Raw genomic sequence first — 20,275 nt, 5'->3', positions numbered from 1 at the left:
CGTCTCTGTTTTGCCACGCCACGCAGTCGTCAGAGGAGAGCCGGGGCGAGGTGTGCTCCGCGTGCGAGAGCACCCCGGATCGCGGCCTCCACGAGCGGCCAGTCGTCGATGATGAGCTCGTAGGTGAACCGGAGAGTCGACACCGGCGCGGCCTCGCCGACACAGTCGTCGCACACGACCCTCGGATATGCGAAAACCCAGACCATCGGGACTCAGAGCAGCGTGTCGCTGGGGGACACGCCGTCACGAGTGCGAATGGTCTGGGTTTTCGAAGTCCCCGCGCGAGGGGTCAGCCGAAGCGGCCGGAGACGTAGTCCTCGGTGGCCTGCACAGAGGGGGTGGTGAAGATCGACATGGTGTCGTCGTACTCGATGAGCTTGCCGGGCTTGCCGGTGCCGGCGATGTTGAAGAACGCCGTCTTGTCCGACACGCGCGAGGCCTGCTGCATGTTGTGCGTGACGATGACGATCGTGAACTCGTTCTTGAGTTCGCTGATGAGCTCTTCGATCGCGTAGGTCGAGATGGGGTCCAGGGCCGAACACGGCTCGTCCATCAGCAGGACCTGCGGCGACACGGCGATCGCGCGGGCGATGCACAGTCGCTGCTGCTGGCCGCCGGAGAGCCCGGAACCCGGCTTGTCGAGCCGGTCCTTGACCTCGTTCCACAGGTTCGCACCCGTGAGGGACTTCTCGACGAGGGCATCCTGGTCGCTCTTCGACATGCGGCTGTTGTTGAGCTTGACCCCGGCGAGCACGTTCTCCTTGATCGACATGGTGGGGAACGGATTCGGCCGCTGGAATACCATGCCCACCTGGCGGCGCACGAGCACCGGGTCGACTCCGGGGCCGTAGAGGTCCTTGCCGTCGAGCAGGACCTCGCCCTCGACGCGTGCGCGGGGGATGACCTCATGCATGCGGTTGAGGGTGCGAAGGAACGTCGACTTGCCACAGCCCGAGGGGCCGATGAAGGCTGTGACGCTGCGCGGTTGGATGTCGAGGGAGACGCCTTCGACGGCGAGGAAGTCGCCGTAGTAGACGTTGAGGTCGTTGACTTCGATGCTCTTGGACACGTGTTTCCTATTCCGGGTGGGCCGCCGCTCAGCGGCCGGCGAGCTTGGGTGCGAACAGCTTCGCGATGAGTCGGGCGAGCAGATTCAGCAGCATGACGATGAGGATGAGGGTGAGGGCCGCTGCCCAGGCGCGGGCGATTGCCGCGTCCGGGTTCGTGCCCTGGTTCATGTACTGGTTGTAGGCGAACACCGGCAGCGTCATCATCTGCCCGTTGAAGATGTTCGTGTTCAGGCTCTGGGTGAAGCCGGCAGTGAGCAGAAGCGGCGCCGTCTCTCCGATCACCCGCGAGATGGCCAGCATGATCGACGTCATGATGCCCGCGATCGACGTCGGCAGCACGACCTTCAGGATGGTGAGCCACTTCGGCACTCCGAGGGCGTAGGACGCCTCTCGCAGCTCGTTGGGGACGATGCGCAGCAACTCTTCGCTGCCTCGCACGACCACGGGGGTCATCAACACGGCAAGCGCGAGAGCTCCCATGAATCCCATCGAGATGCCCGGGCGCACCAGCAGCGAGAACACTGCGTAGATGAACAGACCCGCCACGATCGAGGGGATACCGGTCATCACGTCGACGAAGAAGGTGATCGCCTTCGCGATCTTCCCGCGGCCGTACTCGACGAGGTAGATCGAGGTCATCAGGCCGATGGGTACGGAGATGACGGTGGCTGTCAGCGTGATGAGCACAGTGCCCCAGATGGCGTGGACGATTCCACCGCCTTCGCCGACGACGTTGCGCATCGAGTAGGAGAAGAACTCCAGGTCGAAGCGCTCGATGCCGTTGGCGACGACCGTCCAGAGCAACGAGATGAGTGGCAGGAGCGCGATGAGGAAGGCTGTCGCGACCAGTGCGGTCATGAGCCTGTCGATCGCCTTGCGTCGACTCTCCGCGATGGAGGAGATCACGGTGATGATCACCATGTAGATCAGGATCCCGCAGATCACGGTACCGACAATGTTGAAGTCGGCGAGGCTGGAACCGGCAGCGGCCACGGCGAAGATCGCGGCCGAGATGGCGAAAGATGCGGCGAGCAGCGCCCACGGAGCCCACTTGGGGAGCTTGCCCGAGGTGAGCGACGCGGTGCTCGCGGGAGCGGCGGTCAGGACGGTCATGTCAGTTGGCTCCCGAGAACTCGGCGCGGCGGGCGACGATCCATCGCGCCAGCGCATTGACGGCGAAGGTCACGACGAAGAGGATGAGGCCGGTGGCGATCAGCGTGTTCACTCCGGTGTCGTGTGCCTCGGGGAAGGCCAGGGCGATGTTGGCCGGGATCGGCGTGGGGTTCGTCGCGGTGAGTACCAGGAAGGTGACCACCGCGGACGGGGAGAGCACCATGGTCACAGCCATGGTCTCGCCGAGTGCCCGGCCGAGGGCGAGCATCGCCGCCGAGACCATGCCGCCGCGAGCGAAGGGCAGGACGGCCATACGCACCATCTCCCATCGGGTGGAGCCGAGGGCGAGGGCTGCCTCCTCGTGGAGCTTCGGGGTCTGCAGGAAGACCTCGCGGCAGATGGCGGTCATGATCGGGATGCACATCACTGCCAGCACGAGAGCCGCGGTGAGGATCGTCTTCCCGGTCGACGACACCTGGCCCCCGAAGAAGGGGACCCAGGAGGCGTTCTCGTTCAGCCAGGCGTAGATCGGCTGCAGGAGCGGGGCGAGCACGAGGCCGCCCCAGAGCCCGAAGACGACGGAGGGGACGGCGGCGAGCAGATCGATGATGTAGCCGAGGACCGCGGCGAGACGCCGGTGGGCGTAGTGGGAGATGAACAGCGCGATGCCGATCGCGATGGGAGCGGCGATGAGCAGGGCGATGAATGAGGCCCAGAGCGTTCCGAAGATGAGCGGCCACACGTACGACCAGAAGGACTCACCCTTGAGGATGTGGTTGTCGCTGGTGTCGAGCTCGAAGGCGGGGAGGCTCTGAATGAAGAGGAAGGCGGCGACGAGCGCGAGGACGACGAGGATGACGATCCCCGCCCCGAGCGCGGTGCCGGAGAAGACCCGGTCGCCAAGTCGCTGCTTCGCCTTGATAGGCGCAGGTGGCGCCTTGGTCGGCGTCGGTGTCGGCGCCTGGGCTGTCGTGCTCATGATCTCCCTGTTTCGGGCCGGGTCGATATGGATCGGATACTGACCGGGAGGTGCCCCCGCGCCCCGTCGGGACGCGGGGGCACCGTGTCAGCGTGTCGGCGTGATCAGCCGACCTGGATCAGGTCGATCGCGGCGAGGACCTGATCGCGCAGGCCGTCCGAGATCGGTGCGCTGCCGGCGTTCTCGGCCGCAGCGTCCTGGCCCTCAGCGCTCGCGATGTAGGTGAAGTACTCCTTCACGAGCTCCGCGACGTTGCTGTCCTCGTACTGCTCGCAGCCGATGAGGTAGCTGACCAGGGCGATCGGGTAGGCGCCGTCCGAAGCGGTGGCGGGGTCGACGTCGAAGACGAGGTCCCCTGCACCGCGGCCTTCGACCAGCGGCGAGTTCTCGACGAGCTTGGCGGCAGCCTCGGCCGAGTAGGCGACGAAGTCCCCGCCCACGCCGACAGCGACCTGTCCGAGGCCCTCGGCCTGCGAAGCGTCGAGGAAGCCGATGGCGCCGTTGCCTGCCGTGATGGCCTGCTTCACACCGGAGGTGCCCTGCGCTGCCTCGCCACCCTGGATCGGCCACACGTCGGCCGGTTCGTAGGTCCAGACGTCACCCGCCGTGGCGTTGAGGTACTTGGTGAACGTCTCCTGCGTCCCCGAGGGGTCGGAGCGGTGCACGGGCGAGATGGCCAGGTCAGGCAGCTCGACGCCGTCGTTCAGCGCGGCGATCTCCGGGGCGTTCCAGTTGGAGATGGTGCCGGCGAAGATGCCCGCGATGGTCGCGGCGTCCAGGTTGAGGGAGTCGACGCCCTCGAGGTTGAACGCGACGGCGACCGGCGAGATGTAGAGCGGGACCTCGACGATGTCGTCGGTCGTGCAGGCGCCGAAGCCGCCGGCGGCCACCTCTTCGTCGTTGAACGCGCGGTCGGAGCCGATGAAGTTGCTGCCGCCTTCGAGGAAGTTCTCGCGACCCGTACCGGATCCGGTGGGCTCGTAGTTGACGGTCACGTCGGGGTTCGCGGTCTGGAACGCGGCGACCCAGGCTTCCTGAGCGGCCGCCTGCGAGGACGCACCGGTGGCGTCGATCGTTCCGGAGAGTGTGGAATCGGTGGGAGCTTCGGTGGAACCGGAGCCGCCTTCGTTCGCGGCGCAACCGGCGAGAGCGAGAGCGGCGACGGCGCCGATGGCGCCGATTCGTGCGATTCGGGAGATCTTCACTGTGGATCCTTCGATCTTGGATGGGTGGGGCCCGGTGCAGGGCACACAGTGACGCTATGGGCGACGGTTAACGAGACTCTCCCGAGCAGGTGAACGGCAGGTGAACGACGGGCGACTCTCTGGGGTGCTCCCGCGTGATTCCGGCGGTGGTGTCCGGAATCCGTCGACGCGTCAGACCTTCGGGATGTGCGTCTCGATCGCGATGATGCCGGAACCGGGGTTCGTGGACGACAGGTGCACGACCGAGAACGCGGCAGGCTCGAGGTCGGCGGCGCTGCCGAGATACGACCCGGTGACGGTGCCGGTCGCGAGGGCGATCTCCGACAGCAGCCCGGGGAGCACGGGACCGTGACTGCACAGCACGGCCGGCTTTCCGGACCGCACTCGTCGGCCGACCACGGATCGAAGATCGGCCGCGCCGTCTTCCCAGGCGTCCTGGCTGATCTTCTCCGTCTGCACAGGCTTCCGGCCGAGGGCCTTCGCGAGCGGGGTGACGGTCGCGACGCAACGTACCGCGTCACTCGTGACGATCTTGCGCACACCGAAGGCGCGGAGCGGCCCGACGATGGACTTCGCCTGGGTGCGGCCACGTTCGGTGAGCGGGCGCGCGGCGTCCGAGCGGTTCCAGTCCGAGCGCGAGAGCGCCTTCGCGTGGCGCAGCACGATCACCGGGAAGGTGCGCAGCACGCCGTCATCGACCAGGTTGGAGAAGAAGTCGAGGATCTCCAGGTCGACCGGGTAGCTCAGTCGGTTGCGTGCCTTCTTCACGCTGACCCATTCGAGCGCCGCGATCTCCCGATTGGGTACGAACGTGGACTCGCGGATCGCGTCCTCCGTCGCCTCGGCCGCCCAGTAGTGCACGACCTTCTGCTTGCGGGAGGCGAGGTGGTAGCGGCTCACTCCGATGGGAACGCCGAGGGAGACGCGGATGCCGGTCTCCTCGTGCACCTCGCGCACGGCGGTCTCGGCGAGCATCTCGCCGGGATCCACCTTCCCCTTGGGCAGCGTGACGTCCCGGTACTTGGTGCGGTGGATCAGGAGGATCCGCAACTTGCCGTCGATGATCCGCCAGACCACGGCGCCTGCGGCGTACACCGCCTTGTCGGCCCACTTCGACCCCGTCTCGGAGTCGGGCGGGAGCTGCAGCTGCCGCCGGATCATCGAACCGCCCGTGCGCGGCGGCGCCGCTGGATCAACCCCATGGTCTTATCCTGCAGGTCGATCAGGGGCTTTCCGTCGGCATCCACGGCGTGGCGCTCCCAGACGCCGTCGGCGCCGAGGTGCCATGACGAGGTGCCGTCGTTCATCGCCAGGTCGAAGAAGGTCCGGAGCTCCTTGAGATGGGCGGGGTCGGTCACGCGCACCAGTGCCTCGACGCGACGGTCGAGGTTGCGGTGCATCATGTCCGCGCTGCCGATGTACACCTGCGGGTCACCGGCGTTCTCGAACGCGAAGATCCGCGAGTGCTCGAGATAGCGGCCGAGGATGCTGCGCACCGTGATGTTGTCGCTGATGCCGTCCAGGTCGGTGCGCAGGCTGCAGATGCCGCGCACCCAGACGTCGACCTTCACGCCCGCGGCGCTCGCGCGGTACAGCGCGTCGATGATCTCCTCGTCGACCATCGAGTTCACCTTGATGCGGATGTGGGCGGGGATCCCGGCCTCCGCGTTCTTACGCTCGGCGTCGATCTGGCGGATCAGTCCCTTGCGGAGGTGGAGCGGGGCGACGAGGAGTCGTTTGAACTTCTTCTCGATGGCGTACCCGCTCAACTCGTTGAACAGGCGCGTCAGGTCCTTGCCGACCTGTGCGTCGGCGGTGAAGAGCCCGAAGTCCTCGTAGATGCGGCTGGTCTTGGGGTTGTAGTTGCCCGTCCCGACGTGGGAGTAGTGCCGCAGCATCCCTTCTTCTTCGCGGATGACCAGGGCGAGTTTGCAGTGTGTCTTGAGTCCCACGAGGCCGTACACGACGTGCACGCCGGCCTTCTCGAGCTTGCGCGCCCAGACGATGTTGTTGGCCTCGTCGAACCGGGCCTTCACCTCGACCAGCGCGAGGACCTGCTTGCCGGCCTCAGCGGCGTCGATCAGGGCCTGCACGACGGGGCTGTCTCCGGAGGTGCGGTACAGCGTCTGCTTGATGGCGAGCACATGCGGGTCGCGGGCGGCCTGCTCGAGGAAGGCCTGCACGCTCGTCGTGAACGACTCGTACGGGTGGTGGACGAGCACGTCCGACTTGCGGATCGCCTTGAAGATGTCGGCCCGTGCGCTCGATCCCGCGGGCTGGAAGGCCACCGCCGTGGTGGGCAGGTGCGGCGGGTAGCGCAGATCGGGCCGGTCGATGCGCGAGAGGTCGAAGAGTCCGCGGAGGTCGAGAGGCCCGGGGAGGCGGTAGACCTCGAGATCCGTGATGTCGAGCTCGCGCACCAGCAGATCCATCGTGACGTCATCCATGTCATCGGTGATCTCGAGCCGGATCGGCGGACCGAACCGGCGGCGCAGGAGTTCGGCCTCCAGCGCCTGGATGAGGTTCTCGCTCTCGTCCTCCTCGATCTCCACATCTTCGTTGCGGGTGAGGCGGAACGCATGGTGGTCGAGCACCTCCATGCCTGGGAACAGGTCGCCCAGGTGGTTGGCGATGAGTTCCTCCAGGCGCAGGAAGCGCTTGATCTCGCCGGCGCCGGGAACCTCCACGAAGCGGGGGAGCATCGGCGGGACCTTGATGCGCGCGAACTCCTGGCGCCCGGTGCGGGCGTTGCGGATGCGGATCGCCAGGTTCAGCGAGAGTCCGGAGATGTAGGGGAACGGGTGCGCCGGGTCGACCGCGAGGGGCATCAGCACCGGGAACACCTGCGCCTGGAAGTAGTCGGACAGCGCGGAGCGCTCGCCGTCCGTGAGCTCGGACCAGTCCGTGATCTCGATACCGGATTCGGCGAGGGCGGGGCGCACGAGCGAGTTCCACGCGTCCGCATGGCGCAGCTGCAGTGCGTGCGCCTCACGGGAGATGTCGGCCAGCGCGTCGACGGGGGAGCGACCGATGTTCGTCGGCACCGCGAGACCGGTCATGATGCGCCGCTTGAGGCCTGCGACGCGCACCATGAAGAACTCGTCGAGGTTGCTGGCGAAGATGGCCAGGAAGTTCGCCCGCTCGAGTTCGGGGAGTGACGGGTCTTCCGCGAGCTCCAACACGCGCTGATTGAACGCGAGCCAGCTCAGCTCGCGATCCAGGTAGCGGTGGTCGGGCAGCAACGAGTCCGGGGACTCGATGGCGTCGAAGTCGTCGTCTTCGGCGTCACCGAGACCGGCGTCGGCGAGTGCGGGATCGATCATGGGGTACATCTAAGCACCGCCAGGTGACGCTCGTGTGAACGGTGTCGATCCTCAGTGGCCCGCGGCGACGCTCTCTTCTTCGTTGACGTTGAAGCGATAGCCGACGTTGCGCACCGTGCCGATGATCTGTTCCTGGTCGCCGAGCTTCGCCCGGAGGCGCCGCACGTGCACGTCGACCGTGCGGGTTCCGCCGAAGTAGTCGTAGCCCCACACCTCGCTGAGCAGCTGCTCCCGCGTGAAGACACGCGAAGGATGGGTGGCCAGGAAGTGCAGCAGCTGGAACTCCTTGTAGGTGAGGTCCAACGGCCTGCCGCGCAGCTTCGCCGAGTACGACTGCTCGTCGATCGTGACTCCGGAAGCCTGCACGCTCGCGGGCTCGGCGACCTCATCGCGTCGGGCCAGCGCGAGGCGGAGGCGCGCGTCGATCTCCGCCGGGCCCGCGGTCGCGAGCAGCACATCGTCGATTCCCCAGTCGCCCGAGAGAGCGCTCATTCCGCCCTCCGTGACGACGAGGAGGAGAGGGGCGTCCTGACCTGTGGCGCGCAGGAGCCGGCACAGTGACTTCGCGGCGACCAGATCATGACGTCCGTCGACGATCACGACGTCGTACTCCGGAGCGTTGACCAGCTGTGCGGGTTCCGCAGGGATCTGGCGCGCTCTATGGCTCAGCAGCTCAAGGGCGGGCAGGACCTGCTCCGAGAGCGGAGCATTGGTCAGAACCAGGACCAGGGCCACGCGCACTCCTCACCGACGGGGGATCGACGTCGTGCCGCCATGATACCGGGGCGGATGCGCAACAATGGTTGTCATGACGGAACCAGCACTCGCACCACGCAACGCGTTCGTCGGTGTGATCGTCGTGTGGGCAGCGGCATTCGTCGCGACCGTCGCGATCGGGATCTTCGTGCCGGAGGAGTGGCGTGTCCCCTGGATGCTCGTGGGCTTCGGGGGCGTCGTCCTGCTCTCCTTCGCCGTGCAGCTCTGGTACGGCCGCACCCAGGGATTCATCTTCCGGGTGGCGAGCAGCGTGATCGGCGCCTTGATGCTGATGGGGCTCATCTCGGTCGGTTTCGGTCTCGCGGCGCTGATCCCGTCCTGACGACGGCGGGGCGCGGTAAGGTGGGGGACATGGACCTCATGGCGCTCGAAATCTTCTTCATCGGCCTGCTGGGCCTCGCGAGCCTCGCTATCGTCTTCGTCTCGGCAGTGGTGCTGCGCAACCTCTTCCGCGGCCAGCGCTGACGCGATCGTGATCGAACTGCCCGTCGACCTTCCGGCCGATCTCGTCCCCTTCGCGTGGCTGATCGGCGTCTGGGAGGGTACCGGTGTCATCGACTACCCGGTCGGCGACGAACGCCTGCAGGGCGAGTTCACCCATCGGGTCAGTTTCAGCCATGACGGCGGCCCGTTCCTGAACTACTCCGGCTCAGCCACCTTCCTCACCGACGAGGGGGCGCCGGCGGCGGCACTGCTCGCCGAGACGGGATTCTGGCGACTCGCGCGACCGGCGACGGACTCGGATCCCGGTCCCGCGCTGCTCCCGCCCACCGCGCCCGCCGTCGCACGCACGGTCGACGACGTGGAGGAGCTGCGCGCGCCGAGCGGCGGATTCCCCATCGAGGTGTCGCTCGCGCACGCAGACGGTGCTCTCGAGCTGTACATCGGCGAGATCAACGGTCCGCGCATCGACATCGGCTCCGACGCCGTCGTGCGCAGTGCCGGCGCCAAGGTGCACACCGCATCATCGCGCATGTACGGCCTCGTCGACGGACACCTGCTGTGGGCGTGGGACATCGCCGCGCTCGGCACCCCGCTGCGCTCCCATGCCTCCGCCCGGCTGGCCAAGGTCTGAGATGTCCGCTTTCGACCAGGTCGACGGTGCCGTCGCCGAGGGTGATCTGATCGCCCACTTCGGCGATGTGTTCCGAGAGCAGCGGCGTCTCGCCGAGGGCGCGGCTCTCGCCCCGCTCGGCGATCGCGCCGTGATCGAGGTCGCGGGTACGGAGCGGTTGAGCTGGCTCGATTCGATCACGTCGCAGGCCGTGGGACGCCTCGCCCCCGGTGACAGCACCGAGCTTCTGGTGCTCGACCCGCAGGGCCGGGTGGAGCACGCGGCCGGTGTCATCGACGACGGTGCATCCACGTGGCTCATCGCCGACGACGGAGACGCCGAGGCGCTTGCCGGCTGGTTGACGCGGATGAAGTTCCGCACACAGGCGACCGTCGACCTCCGCTCCGACCTCGTGCTGGTCGGATACATCGACGGCGGGGTCATCTCCGCGACGGCGACCGCCGCGGCGTTCGCCCCGAACGGCACCGCTCTCGTGTGGTCCGACCCGTGGCAGCGGATCAGCGTCGGCGGACACCAGTATTCCGAGGTCATCGAGCATCCGGCAGCCGACTACGCCTGGCGGGTGGCGATCCTCACCGCCGAGCAGGCCGACGCTCTCGCCGCTTCTCTCGACCGGGAGGCGCTCGCCGGCCTTCTCGCCGCCGAGGCTCTGCGGGTCGCGGCGTGGCGCCCGCGCTGGACGACCGAGGTCGACGAGCGCTCGCTTCCTCATGAGTCCGACTGGATCCGCAGCGCGGTGCACCTGAGCAAGGGGTGCTACCGGGGGCAGGAGACCGTCGCCAAGGTCCACAACCTCGGGCATCCGCCGCGTCGTCTGGCCGCGCTCCACCTGGACGGCAGCGATGCGGTCCTGCCCGAGCCCGGTACCGCGGTCTTCGCCGGTGACGACGAGGTCGGGCATCTGACCTCGGTGGCGCGTCATCACGAAGACGGTCCGATCGCCCTCGCGATCCTCTCCCGGCGCGCGCCCATCGGCGACCTGGTGGTTCGCGCCGACGGCATCGACATCGCCGCATCGCAGCAGGTCATCGTCCCGGCTGATGCGGGGGCCACGGCAGACGTCCCGCGCCTGACCCGGCTGTCTCGGAGACCCACGGCGCCGGACCCGCGTGACGCCGTCCCCGGAACCGGAAGCTGAGCTCAGCCGGGCAGCGGCGCGACCGCGGCCCACGGCAGCGTGAGCTCGCCGAGACGCCAGCGGGTGCGCCCGCCGAGCACCGGCCAGCCCTGATCCCGTAGTCCTGTCACCGCGGCGAGGAAGCGCTGCGTGGCGCCGAACGTCGACAGGGGAGCCGCGCGGTCCCACTCCCGGTCGAGGTCGATGAGCAGATCGTGCACGCGCTCCCCGGCGACGTTGCGGTGGATCAGGGCCTTCGGCAAACGCTCGGCGACGACGCTCGGACGTTCGAGATCGGCGAGACGGAGCGAGATCGTGAAGCGCAGCGGTGTGGCCTGCGAATCGACGTCGATCCAACTCGACACGCGCCCGATCTCGTCGCAGGTCCCTTCGAAGAGCAGGCCTCCGGGGGACAGGCGTGCGGTCATGCGTGCCCAGGCATCCGGCACGTCTTCCTCGTCGTACTGGCGCAAGACGTTCATGGCCCGGATCGCCGCAGCGCTGCGTCCTCGGGGGAGGGGGACCTCGAAGCCACCCCGCGCGAACGACACGGGGAGATCAGCGGCGAAAGGAGTCCGTCCGGCCCGCACCTCCGCGAGCTGAGCCTCGGCCGTGGCGACGCGGGCGGGGTCGATCTCGAGCCCGAGCACCTCGACATCGTCGCGGACGCGCACGAGACGTGTGGCGAGTTCGAACGCGGTGACTCCGCTGGCACCGTAGCCGAGGTCGACGACCAGGGGATCGTGCGCGCGGCGCAGCGCGTCGCTCTGCGCGATCCAACGGTCGTTGCGCCGGAGTCGGTTCGTCCCCGTCGTGCCGCGGGTCGGCCGGCCGAGGGGAGATGACGCCATGTCACCATCCTCCCAGGATCCGACTCGGCGGGACGTCCCAGGTGGATAAACTGGCGGCATGACTGCGACGCGTACCCTCATCCTGCTCCGCCATGGCCGAAGCGAGTGGAACGAACTGAACCTCTTCACCGGTTGGGTGGACGTCCGCCTCAACGCTCAGGGCGAGAAGGAGGCGCGTCGCGGCGGCGAGCTGCTCGCCGAGTCCGGCATCCTGCCGGACGTGCTGCACACCTCGCTGCTGAGCCGGGCGATCCAGACGGCGAACATCGCTCTGGACGCCGCCGACCGTCTGTGGATCCCCGTGACGCGCTCCTGGCGTCTGAACGAGCGTCACTACGGTGCGCTCCAGGGCAAGGACAAGGCGCAGACGCTCGAGGAGTTCGGTCCCGAGCAGTTCCAGCTGTGGCGCCGGTCGTTCGACGTGCCTCCGCCCGTGCTCGACGACGAGAGCGAGTTCAGCCAGGTGCACGATGTCCGCTACCAGGGCATCGACGGCGAGGTGCCCCGCACGGAGTCGCTCAAGCTCGTCATCGACCGTCTGCTGCCGTACTGGGAGAGCGCGATCGTCCCCGACCTCGAAGCCGGCAAGACGGTCCTCGTCACCGCGCACGGCAACTCGCTGCGCGGCCTGGTGAAGCACCTCGAGGGCATCAGCGACGAAGACATCGCCGAGCTGAACATCCCGACCGGCATCCCGCTGGTGTACGAGCTCGATGAGAACAACGTCCCGACCGGTCCCGGCCGCTACCTCGACCCCGAGGCTGCGGCTGCCGGCGCGGCCGCCGTCGCCGCGCAGGGCAAGAAGTAGGTCGAGACCCCCTCACACCGTCGGCGCCCCTCCTGATTCACGCGAATCAGGAGGGGCGCCGACGTGCAGAGGGGGTCTCGACCGGAGGGGGGAGGGAGGAGGGACGACGGGTCAGGCGTGGCCGTGTTCCTGCTGCTCCAGCTCCTGCTGTTCGACGGCGAGGGGGATGTCCTCCTCCTCGACCGCCCAGTCGCCGGTCGAGAGGTAGACGACCTTCTTCGCGACGGCCACCGCGTGGTCGGCGAAACGCTCGTGGTAGCGGCTGGCGAGCGTGGCGTCGACGGTCGCCGTGGCCTCGCCCTTCCAGTTGTCGCTGAGCACCTTCTCGAAGACGGTGGCGTGCAGTTCGTCGACATCGTCGTCCGCGTTGCGGATGGCGTCGGCGAAACGCAGGTCCTGTGTGCGCAGCAGCTCCGAGAGCGTGCGCGCGACCTCGACGTCGAGCTCGCCCATCTTCACGAACGTGCCCTTGAGGCCCTTCGGGATGGCGCGCTCGGGGAAACGGAGGCGGGCGAGCTGGGCGATGTGCTCCGACATGTCGCCCATGCGCTCGAGCGAGGCGCTCACGCGCAGAGCCGTCACGACGATGCGCAGGTCGCGTGCGACCGGCTGCTGGCGGGCGAGGATCTCGATCGCCTGCTCGTCGAGGGCGACGGCCAGCTCGTCGATCTTCGCGTCGTCGGCGATGACCTCCTCGGCCAGTGCCACGTCGCTCGTGGCGAATGCCCGGGTGGCCTTGTCGATGGAGACCGTGACGAGGTCGGCGATCTCGACCAGGCGGTTCTGAAGATCCTCGAGGGACTGGTGGAACACTTCGCGCATGTTGGGGCGCAACCTTTCATTCGGATCTCGGCTGTGTCAGCGCGAGACGGCGGGTCGTCCGCACGAGAGCAGGTCTGTGCTCCCGCACAAGCCCGAAGCGATTGTCCGCTTCGAAGGTTAACGAACGGTGCCCAGCACGTGAATAGTACTTCCCCTGTTCCCGCCAGGGCGCGGAAACCCGCCGGACGGACGGTGAACGCACTCTACGCTTGTGACATGACCTTGCCGCAGCTCGCGCTGTCCTCGCTCGCCATCGGGCTGGTGATCGGTGTCGGCCTCTCCCTGCTCGTGGCCTGGGCATACCGGGCACGCGCACGTGTGCAGGAGGAGACGTCGCTGGCCGTCCCGGCCGGTATCACCGACGTTCTGCACAGCATGGACGATGCAGCGGCGATCGTGGACACCTCCGGCATGGTTCTCGCCTCCTCGCAGGCCGCGACCCGCTTCGGTATCGAGGTCGGGGCGACGCTCGACAACCCGGAGCTCCGTCAGCTCGTACGTGTCGTGCGGGACACGGGAGGCTCCGTCACCGAGTCGATGCGCATCACGCGGGGAGGATTGAGCCTCGATCCGCGACTCGTGTCGGCGCGCGCGAGCATGATCGGCACGCGCCTGGTGCTGCTGATCATCCGCGACGTCACCGAGCAGGAACGCCTCGATCAGATGCGCCGGGATTTCGTCGCCAACACGAGTCACGAGCTGAAGACACCGGTGGGCGCAGTGAGCCTTCTCGCCGAGGCCATCGAGTCGGCGGCCGACGATCCCGCGCAGGTGCGCATCTTCGCCGCCCGCATCGCGGCGGAGGCCGGGCGACTCGGACAGCTCACAGGTCGGATCATGAGCCTGTCCCGCCTCCAGGCCGAGGACGGTCTGACCAAGGTCGGTCCCGTGGCGATCGACGAGGTCATCGCGTCCTCGATAGAGGGCCACGTCGTACAGGCCGATTCCGCCGGCGTCGAGCTCGCCAGAGGCGGGGACCGCGGCGTCTGGGTGCGCGGCGACGCGCAGATCCTCATCGAGGCGGTCGGCAACCTGATCGCCAATGCCATCGTCTACTCGCCCCGTGGATCCCGGGTGGGCGTCGGCGTGCGCGCCGAGGACGGAGTGGTCGAGATCGCGGTGTCCGACCAGGGCATCGGTATCGCGGAAGCGGACCGTGAGCGCATCTTCGAGCGGTTCTACCGAGCGGATGAGGCCCGTTCCCGGCGCACGGGCGGCACGGGACTCGGGCTGTCGATCGTCAAGCACGCCACGCAGCGCCACGGTGGGGAGGTGCGGCTGTGGTCCCGCCCCGGACGCGGCTCCACCTTCACGATCCGGCTTCCTCGGATCGACGCCCCGGAGCACGGCGGGTCGGGCAAGAAGAGCAAGAAGAAACGTGCGCGCAAGGCCGCCAAGGCTGCGGCATCCGCGCGCGTTCGAAACGGAGAGAGAACATGACCCGAATCCTTCTCGTCGAGGACGAGCCCGACCTCGCCGACCCGCTCGCGTATCTGCTTCGCCGTGAAGGCTACGAGGTGGAGATCGCGGAGGATGGCCCCGGCGCGCTCTCCGCGTTCCGGGAGCGGGGCGCGGACATCGTGCTGCTCGACCTGATGCTGCCCGGGATGCCGGGCACCGAGGTGTGCCGTCAGATCCGCTCGACGTCGGCCGTGCCGATCATCATGCTCACGGCGAAGGACTCCGAGGTCGACATCGTGGTCGGGCTCGAGCTGGGCGCCGACGACTACATCACCAAGCCGTACTCGTCGCGCGAATTGCTCGCGCGGATGCGCGCCGTGCTGCGCCGGGTCGTGCAGGCCGACGGCGAGCTCGACGAACGCGTGCTCGACGGCGGCAGGGTCTCACTCGACATCGACCGGCACACCGTGTCCGTCGCGGGTGAGCAGATCAACATGCCGCTGAAGGAGTTCGAGCTCCTCGAGGTCCTGATGCGCAACTCCGGACGCGTGCTCACCCGCGGTCAGCTCATCGACCGGGTCTGGGGGAGCGACTACTTCGGCGACACCAAGACGCTCGACGTGCACATCAAGCGCATCCGTTCGCGCATCGAGGAGAACCCGAGCGAACCGGTGATGCTCGTCACGGTGCGCGGCCTGGGCTACCGCTTCGAGGGCTGAACGCAGAGGAGGCCGGCACCCCGTAAGGTGCCGGCCTCCTCTGCGTTCAGCGCGGGGTCACTCCGAGGGAGCAGGCGCCGCCGTGTCGGTCGGCATCGGCGTCGGTGCCGATGTGCGCACCGACTCCGAGGGGACGAGGTCCGAGTAGTAGGGGAGAGAGCCGTCGAGCACGGGAACGTCGGCCTTGACGCCGGTGGAGTCTCCGGACTGGAAGTGCATCTCGACGGTCGCACCCGGCTTGGTGTCGAGTCCGACGATGCGCAGCGGCTCCTCGTCGGCGCCCAGGCTCTTCGTCTCGCCCGCGGGGACCGTGACCTTGAAATCGTTGCCGTCTCCGAGGGAGATCGTGAGTGTGGCGCTCTCTTCGGTGGGGTTCACGACGGCGGCGATGAAGTTGCCGATCGATCCGTCCTCCGTCGCGATCACGAGGGCGTTGCGCACGTCGATCGGGCCGTCGGCGTCGGAGATGTTCACACCGTCGGACGCCGGATATTCGATCTTGGTCGACTGCGGGGTGATGAACGTGCACCCGGTCGCGCCGAGCAGAACGAGGGCGCTGAGGGCTGCAGACGCAACAAGGCGCGATTTCACGGGTCCTCCTGAGGTCCGGCGGGATATCCGCATCCATTCTATGGGTAAGTCGTGAGCGACTCTGCGGCCCTGGGGCGCGAACCTTAGCGCATCTGCCCTGTGGTATCCTTGAGGTTGCCGAAAGGACACGTTTTTATGCTTTTTGAGGTTGGCGAAACCGTCGTCTATCCCCACCATGGCGCTGCGACCATCATCGAGGTCAAGGAGCGCATCATCAAGGGTGAGGCGAAGAAATATCTGAAGCTCAACGTCACCCAGGGCGATCTCATCATCGAGGTTCCTGCTGAGAATGTCGACCTGGTCGGCGTTCGCGATGTGATCGGGAAAGAGGGCCTCGACCACGTGTTCGAGGTGCTGCGCGCACCCTTCACGGAGGAGCCCACGAACTGGTCCCGCCGGTACAAGGCGAACCTCGAGAAGCTCGCCTCCGGCGATGTCATCAAGGTGAGCGAGGTCGTCCGCGACCTGTGGCGTCGCGATCAGGACCGCGGGTTGTCGGCGGGCGAGAAGCGGATGCTGGCGAAGGCTCGTCAGATCCTCATCTCCGAGCTCGCGCTCGCGGAGAAGACCGATGAGGACAAGGCGGGCGCACTGCTCGACGAGGTCCTCGCTTCCTGAGTTCTCGACGAAGGGGCGGATGCTGCGGCATCCGCCCCTTCGTCGTCCCTGCCACGCGGTAGCGTGAGAGGGTGACCCTGCTTCCTGTCCCCGACATCGCGATCATCGTCGTCGCCGCCGGCTCCGGCACTCGGCTGGAGGCGGGGGCGCCGAAGGCTCTCGTGGGGATCGACGCGCATTCGATCCTCCGGCATGCCCTGGACGGCGTGTTCGCAGCCCTGCCTGCGCAGGTGATCGTCGTCGCACCCGCCGGCCACGAGGGCGACGCGTTGGCGGAACTCGAAGCCGCCGCAGGAGACCGGCGAGACCTCGGTCGCGTCGTGACGGGCGGCGCGACGCGGCAGCAGTCCGTCGCCGCGGGGCTCGACGCGCTCTGGGGCGACGTGAAGACCGTGCTCGTGCACGACGCGGCGCGCGCCCTCACGCCACCCTCTCAGATCGATGCGGTCGCGCGTGCCGTCACCGCGCAGGAAGGAGTCGTGCCCGCGCTCCCCGTGGTCGACACGCTCAAGAAGGTGGCGGAAGGTGCCGTGGTGGCCGCGGTCGACCGTTCCGAGCTCGCTGCGGCGCAGACGCCGCAGGGCTTTCCCCGCGCTGCGCTCGAAGCGGCCTACGCGGCAGCCGTCTCCGCGGGGGTCGAGTACACCGACGACGCGGCGTTGTTCGCCGCGGCCGGGAACACGGTGCGGCACATCGACGGTTCCGCTCGAGCGTTCAAGATCACCACACCAGAGGACCTCGAGCGCGCCCGGCACCTGCTCGGTGCGTCTGCACCGCCGGCGCACGCACCGCAGGAGGCGCCGATCACTCGTCCCGTCATCCCTCGAATCGGCATCGGCACCGATGTGCATGCGTTCGGCGGCGAGGGGAGCCTCTGGCTCGCCGGCGTGGAATGGCCGGGGGAGCAGCCCCTCTCCGGACACTCCGACGGGGATGCGGTCGCACACGCGATCGTCGATGCTCTCCTCGGCGCCGCCGGCCTCGGGGACATCGGCGAGCACTTCGGCACCTCGCACCCGGAGTACGCGGGCGCACATGCGGAGGTCTTCCTCGCGCGCACCCGTGAGCTGCTGGCAGACGCGGGCTTCGAGATCGGCAACGTCTCCGTGCAGCTGCAGGGGAACCGGCCGCGCTTCAGCGTGCGTCGCCGCGAGGCGGAAGGCGTCTTGTCCTCCGTGCTGGGCGCTCCCGTGTCCGTCACAGCGACCACGACCGACCGGCTGGGCTTTCCCGGGCGGGGCGAGGGCATCGCGGTGACGGCGGTCGCGGTCGTGGTGGCCGTCGATCCGCGCGACGGGTGACGGTCCACCACGTTCAGATCGTCACACGCCGCATGAATCGTCATCGCGGGGCGGTCGCTCAGCAGTCGCCGAGTAGGCTTGAGCGGTGACTCTCCGCCTCTACGACACCCGCGCTGCGGTGTTGCGCGACTTCGTGCCTCTCGATCCCGAGAACATCACGATGTACGTGTGCGGACCCACGGTGCAATCCGGACCCCACATCGGGCACGTCCGAGCGGCCCTGAGCTTCGATCTGCTGCGTCGCTGGTTGGCCCACCGCTATGGTCGGGTCACCTTCGTGCGCAACGTCACCGACATCGACGACAAGGTGCTCGCCAATGCGACGGATGCGGAGCCCTGGTGGGCACTGGCCTACCGCATGGAGCAGGAGTTCACGGCCGCGTATGCCGGTGTCGGCATCCTTCCTCCGACCTACGAGCCTCGCGCCACGGCATCCGTTCCTCAGATGCAGGAACTGATCGCTGGTCTGATCACCCGCGGACACGCCTACCCCGCCCCCGACGACTCGGGAGACGTGTACTTCGACGTGCGCTCCTGGTCGGAGTACGGCTCCCTCACGCATCAGTCCATCGACGCCATGGAGCCCGTGGAGGACGCCGACCCCCGAGGCAAGCGGAACCCGCAGGACTTCGCGCTCTGGAAAGGCAGCAAGCCGGAGGAACCGGCGGACGCGACGTGGGCCTCGCCGTGGGGCGCCGGTCGTCCTGGGTGGCACATCGAGTGCTCCGCCATGGCGAAGCGCTACCTCGGCGCGGAGTTCGACATCCACGGCGGCGGGCTCGACCTGCGATTCCCTCATCACGAGAACGAGCTCGCCCAGTCGACGGCAGCGGGCGACGGTTTCGCCCGCTACTGGGTGCACAACGGTCTCGTGACCGTGGCCGGGCAGAAGATGTCCAAGTCGCTGGGTAACTTCACCTTGGCGGCGGACGTGCTGTCGGCGCATGACCCTCGGGTGGTGCGCTATGCGCTCGCCGCCGCGCACTACCGATCGAGCCTCGACCTCAGCGAATCGTCCTGGGCGGAGGCCGAGGCCGCGTTGGCGCGCATCGACACCTTCGCCGCTCGCGTCCGCCGCGCCGTTCCCGGCATGACGGATGACGCTGAGGGCGATGCGGTTGTTCCGGATGCGTTCGCGGACGCGATGGACGACGACCTGGGGGTCCCTCAGGCGCTGGCCGTACTGCACGACACCGTGCGCCGCGGCAACTCGGCACTCGACGCCGGGTCGAAGGAGGAGGCCTGGACCGCTTTCGTCCAGGTGGACGCGATGGTCCGCCTCCTCGGATTCGACGAACTCCCGTCCGGTGGGGCAGACCTCGCCGAGCACCGCACTCTGGACGCCCTCGTCCAGACGATGATCACCCAGCGCGCGCAGGCTCGCGCTGACAAGGACTGGGCGGCGGCGGATCGCATCCGAGACGCGATCGCCGCCGCAGGAATCACGCTGGAGGACACTCCGGCCGGAACTCATTGGAGTATCGATGGCTAAGCCACAGCGCCCCGGCGCGAGCAACGGTAAGAAGAAGGGCCCGACCAAGGGCACGGGCGGACTCGGGCGCAAGGCACTCGAGGGCCGCGGTCCGACCCCGAAGGCGGAGGACCGCGCCTGGCACCCCGCGGGCAAGCGCAAGGCAGCAGCCGAGCGTTATGCGGCCTCCGGGGGCAAGGGCAAGCCCGGCGGACAGCGCCAGACCTCGGGCGGCAATCCCAACCGCTCCGCCAGGGCGAAGGACAACACCACCGACACCGAGACGGTCACCGGGCGTAACTCGGTGCTCGAGGCGCTGCGGGCGAAGATCCCCGCGACGGCCTTCTACATCGCGCAGCGCGTGGAGATGGACGACCGCGTCAAGGAGATGCTGTCGATCGCGACCCATCGCGGAATCCCCGTGATGGAGGTCACCCGGCAGGAGCTCGACCGCATGGCCGGCTTCGACGGCGTGCACCAGGGCGTCGCGGTCAAGGTGCCCCCGTACGAGTACGCCCACCCGCAGGACCTCCTCGAGAAGGTCATCGACCAGGGCGAGGTGCCGCTGTTCGTGGCGCTGGACGGTGTCACCGATCCCCGCAACCTCGGAGCGATCATCCGATCCGCTGCCGCTTTCGGCGGTCACGGCATCATCCTGCCGCAGCGCCGTTCCGCCGGGGTGAACTCCGCGGCCTGGAAGACCAGTGCGGGCGCCGCTGCGAGGATCCCGGTGGCACTCGCGACGAACCTCACGACGCAGCTCAAGGAGTTCAAGAAGCAGGGCGTGTTCGTGCTCGGACTCGACGGCGGCGGCGATGTGTCGCTTCCCGACCTGCAGCTCGCCGATCGTCCCGTGGTGATCGTCGTGGGTTCGGAGGGCAAGGGGCTGTCGCGGCTCGTCACCGAGACGTGCGACCAGATCGTCTCGATCCCGATCTCCGCCGCGACGGAGTCGCTGAACGCCGGTATCGCGACGTCGGTCGCGCTGTATCAGGTGGCGACGGTCCGCGCCGCGAAGCAGTCCTAGCGCACGT

The 20,275-nt window shown here is 68.0% G+C and carries 21 protein-coding genes; 10 read left to right on the top strand and 11 right to left on the bottom strand.

Annotated features, from left to right (window positions below; translation table 11 throughout):
* Window positions 1-29: 29 nt before the first annotated feature.
* The 8 genes from L978_RS18710 to L978_RS06485 all read right to left on the bottom strand — a co-directional run bounded on the left by L978_RS18710 (window position 30) and on the right by L978_RS06485 (window position 8,425).
* A complete protein-coding gene (locus L978_RS18710; RefSeq protein WP_156118241.1) occupies window positions 30-176 on the bottom strand; it encodes a hypothetical protein in 147 nt (48 codons plus the stop codon).
* 113 nt (window positions 177-289) lie between these two features.
* Complete coding sequence (gene pstB / locus L978_RS06515) at window positions 290-1,069, bottom strand: phosphate ABC transporter ATP-binding protein PstB (protein WP_047521552.1); 780 nt, start codon at window positions 1,067-1,069, stop codon at window positions 290-292.
* Between the two features lie 28 nt (window positions 1,070-1,097).
* Window positions 1,098-2,183 carry a phosphate ABC transporter permease PstA gene (pstA, locus tag L978_RS06510; protein WP_047521550.1) on the bottom strand — a complete coding sequence of 362 codons (1,086 nt, stop codon included), beginning with the start codon at window positions 2,181-2,183 and terminating at the stop codon, window positions 1,098-1,100.
* A 1-nt stretch (window position 2,184) separates the two neighbouring features.
* A complete protein-coding gene (gene pstC, locus L978_RS06505; protein WP_047521548.1) occupies window positions 2,185-3,162 on the bottom strand; it encodes a phosphate ABC transporter permease subunit PstC in 978 nt (325 codons plus the stop codon).
* A 104-nt stretch (window positions 3,163-3,266) separates the two neighbouring features.
* On the bottom strand, window positions 3,267-4,367 hold the full coding sequence (locus tag L978_RS06500) for a phosphate ABC transporter substrate-binding protein PstS (protein WP_047521546.1): 1,101 nt from the start codon (window positions 4,365-4,367) through the stop codon (window positions 3,267-3,269).
* A 171-nt stretch (window positions 4,368-4,538) separates the two neighbouring features.
* Complete coding sequence (locus L978_RS06495; RefSeq protein ID WP_052193384.1) at window positions 4,539-5,528, bottom strand: NUDIX hydrolase; 990 nt, start codon at window positions 5,526-5,528, stop codon at window positions 4,539-4,541.
* A complete protein-coding gene (locus tag L978_RS06490; RefSeq protein WP_047521544.1) occupies window positions 5,525-7,690 on the bottom strand; it encodes an RNA degradosome polyphosphate kinase in 2,166 nt (721 codons plus the stop codon). The genes L978_RS06495 and L978_RS06490 overlap by 4 nt, the downstream gene beginning before the upstream one ends.
* A 51-nt stretch (window positions 7,691-7,741) precedes the next feature.
* Window positions 7,742-8,425, bottom strand: a complete 684-nt coding sequence (locus L978_RS06485; RefSeq protein WP_047521542.1) for a winged helix-turn-helix transcriptional regulator — start codon at window positions 8,423-8,425, stop codon at window positions 7,742-7,744.
* A 73-nt stretch (window positions 8,426-8,498) separates the two neighbouring features.
* Here L978_RS06485 and L978_RS06480 point away from each other — a divergent pair, with 73 nt between their 5' ends.
* From L978_RS06480 to ygfZ, 3 genes are all read left to right on the top strand, one after another.
* Window positions 8,499-8,789 carry a hypothetical protein gene (locus L978_RS06480; RefSeq protein ID WP_047521540.1) on the top strand — a complete coding sequence of 97 codons (291 nt, stop codon included), beginning with the start codon at window positions 8,499-8,501 and terminating at the stop codon, window positions 8,787-8,789.
* A gap of 150 nt (window positions 8,790-8,939) precedes the next feature.
* Window positions 8,940-9,542, top strand: coding sequence for an FABP family protein (locus L978_RS06470; RefSeq protein WP_047521538.1), 603 nt, complete (start codon window positions 8,940-8,942; stop codon window positions 9,540-9,542).
* A gap of 1 nt (window position 9,543) precedes the next feature.
* Entirely contained in the window at window positions 9,544-10,680 is a 1,137-nt protein-coding gene (gene ygfZ, locus L978_RS06465; RefSeq protein WP_052193383.1) for a CAF17-like 4Fe-4S cluster assembly/insertion protein YgfZ, read from the top strand.
* 2 nt (window positions 10,681-10,682) lie between these two features.
* Here ygfZ and L978_RS06460 read toward each other — a convergent pair whose 3' ends face one another.
* A complete protein-coding gene (locus L978_RS06460; protein WP_047521535.1) occupies window positions 10,683-11,510 on the bottom strand; it encodes a class I SAM-dependent methyltransferase in 828 nt (275 codons plus the stop codon).
* Between the two features lie 58 nt (window positions 11,511-11,568).
* Here L978_RS06460 and L978_RS06455 point away from each other — a divergent pair, with 58 nt between their 5' ends.
* Window positions 11,569-12,318, top strand: a complete 750-nt coding sequence (locus tag L978_RS06455) for a phosphoglyceromutase (protein ID WP_047521533.1) — start codon at window positions 11,569-11,571, stop codon at window positions 12,316-12,318.
* 111 nt (window positions 12,319-12,429) lie between these two features.
* On the opposite strand, the gene phoU is transcribed toward L978_RS06455, so the two are convergent.
* Complete coding sequence (phoU, locus tag L978_RS06450; protein WP_047521531.1) at window positions 12,430-13,140, bottom strand: phosphate signaling complex protein PhoU; 711 nt, start codon at window positions 13,138-13,140, stop codon at window positions 12,430-12,432.
* A gap of 216 nt (window positions 13,141-13,356) precedes the next feature.
* Between phoU and L978_RS06445 the strand changes: the two genes are divergently transcribed.
* Entirely contained in the window at window positions 13,357-14,580 is a 1,224-nt protein-coding gene (locus L978_RS06445; protein ID WP_047521530.1) for a sensor histidine kinase, read from the top strand.
* Window positions 14,577-15,260 carry a response regulator transcription factor gene (locus tag L978_RS06440; RefSeq protein ID WP_047521528.1) on the top strand — a complete coding sequence of 228 codons (684 nt, stop codon included), beginning with the start codon at window positions 14,577-14,579 and terminating at the stop codon, window positions 15,258-15,260. Before L978_RS06445 ends, L978_RS06440 begins: the two co-directional genes overlap by 4 nt.
* A 57-nt stretch (window positions 15,261-15,317) precedes the next feature.
* Here L978_RS06440 and L978_RS06435 read toward each other — a convergent pair whose 3' ends face one another.
* Window positions 15,318-15,851 carry a DNA modification methylase gene (locus L978_RS06435; protein WP_047521526.1) on the bottom strand — a complete coding sequence of 178 codons (534 nt, stop codon included), beginning with the start codon at window positions 15,849-15,851 and terminating at the stop codon, window positions 15,318-15,320.
* Between the two features lie 135 nt (window positions 15,852-15,986).
* On the opposite strand from L978_RS06435, the gene L978_RS06430 reads away from it, so the two are divergent.
* The 4 genes from L978_RS06430 (at window position 15,987) to rlmB (ending at window position 20,268) form a co-directional block, all read left to right on the top strand.
* Window positions 15,987-16,469: a CarD family transcriptional regulator gene (locus tag L978_RS06430; RefSeq protein WP_017201416.1), complete on the top strand. Its 483-nt coding sequence runs from the start codon at window positions 15,987-15,989 to the stop codon at window positions 16,467-16,469.
* A 71-nt stretch (window positions 16,470-16,540) separates the two neighbouring features.
* Window positions 16,541-17,770 carry a 2-C-methyl-D-erythritol 4-phosphate cytidylyltransferase gene (gene ispD / locus L978_RS06425; RefSeq protein WP_047521523.1) on the top strand — a complete coding sequence of 410 codons (1,230 nt, stop codon included), beginning with the start codon at window positions 16,541-16,543 and terminating at the stop codon, window positions 17,768-17,770.
* A gap of 85 nt (window positions 17,771-17,855) precedes the next feature.
* Window positions 17,856-19,262, top strand: a complete 1,407-nt coding sequence (gene cysS / locus L978_RS06420) for a cysteine--tRNA ligase (protein ID WP_047521521.1) — start codon at window positions 17,856-17,858, stop codon at window positions 19,260-19,262.
* Window positions 19,255-20,268 (top strand): 23S rRNA (guanosine(2251)-2'-O)-methyltransferase RlmB, encoded by a 1,014-nt coding sequence (gene rlmB, locus L978_RS06415; RefSeq protein WP_047521519.1) that lies wholly within the window; start codon window positions 19,255-19,257, stop codon window positions 20,266-20,268. The genes cysS and rlmB overlap by 8 nt, the downstream gene beginning before the upstream one ends.
* The last annotated feature ends 7 nt before the right edge of the window (window positions 20,269-20,275 follow it).

The sequence above is a fragment of the Microbacterium sp. ZOR0019 genome, from assembly GCF_000800925.1.
In the GTDB taxonomy this organism is placed as follows: domain Bacteria; phylum Actinomycetota; class Actinomycetes; order Actinomycetales; family Microbacteriaceae; genus Microbacterium; species Microbacterium aurugineum.
This window is presented reverse-complemented; position numbering and strand designations above follow the sequence as displayed.

Bases quoted from the DNA above. Each gene is read 5' to 3' on its own strand.
- L978_RS06430 (WP_017201416.1), top strand. From the start codon at position 15,987: ATGCTTTTTGAGGTTGGCGAAACCGTCGTCTATCCCCACCATGGCGCT.
- L978_RS06460 (WP_047521535.1), bottom strand. From the start codon at position 11,510: ATGGCGTCATCTCCCCTCGGCCGGCCGACCCGCGGCACGACGGGGACG.
- L978_RS06440 (WP_047521528.1), top strand. From the start codon at position 14,577: ATGACCCGAATCCTTCTCGTCGAGGACGAGCCCGACCTCGCCGACCCG.
- L978_RS06445 (WP_047521530.1), top strand. From the start codon at position 13,357: ATGACCTTGCCGCAGCTCGCGCTGTCCTCGCTCGCCATCGGGCTGGTG.
- rlmB (WP_047521519.1), top strand. From the start codon at position 19,255: ATGGCTAAGCCACAGCGCCCCGGCGCGAGCAACGGTAAGAAGAAGGGC.
- L978_RS06495 (WP_052193384.1), bottom strand. From the start codon at position 5,528: ATGATCCGGCGGCAGCTGCAGCTCCCGCCCGACTCCGAGACGGGGTCG.
- pstC (WP_047521548.1), bottom strand. From the start codon at position 3,162: ATGAGCACGACAGCCCAGGCGCCGACACCGACGCCGACCAAGGCGCCA.
- L978_RS06490 (WP_047521544.1), bottom strand. From the start codon at position 7,690: ATGATCGATCCCGCACTCGCCGACGCCGGTCTCGGTGACGCCGAAGAC.
- L978_RS06480 (WP_047521540.1), top strand. From the start codon at position 8,499: ATGACGGAACCAGCACTCGCACCACGCAACGCGTTCGTCGGTGTGATC.
- phoU (WP_047521531.1), bottom strand. From the start codon at position 13,140: ATGCGCGAAGTGTTCCACCAGTCCCTCGAGGATCTTCAGAACCGCCTG.
- ygfZ (WP_052193383.1), top strand. From the start codon at position 9,544: ATGTCCGCTTTCGACCAGGTCGACGGTGCCGTCGCCGAGGGTGATCTG.
- pstA (WP_047521550.1), bottom strand. From the start codon at position 2,183: ATGACCGTCCTGACCGCCGCTCCCGCGAGCACCGCGTCGCTCACCTCG.
- L978_RS06455 (WP_047521533.1), top strand. From the start codon at position 11,569: ATGACTGCGACGCGTACCCTCATCCTGCTCCGCCATGGCCGAAGCGAG.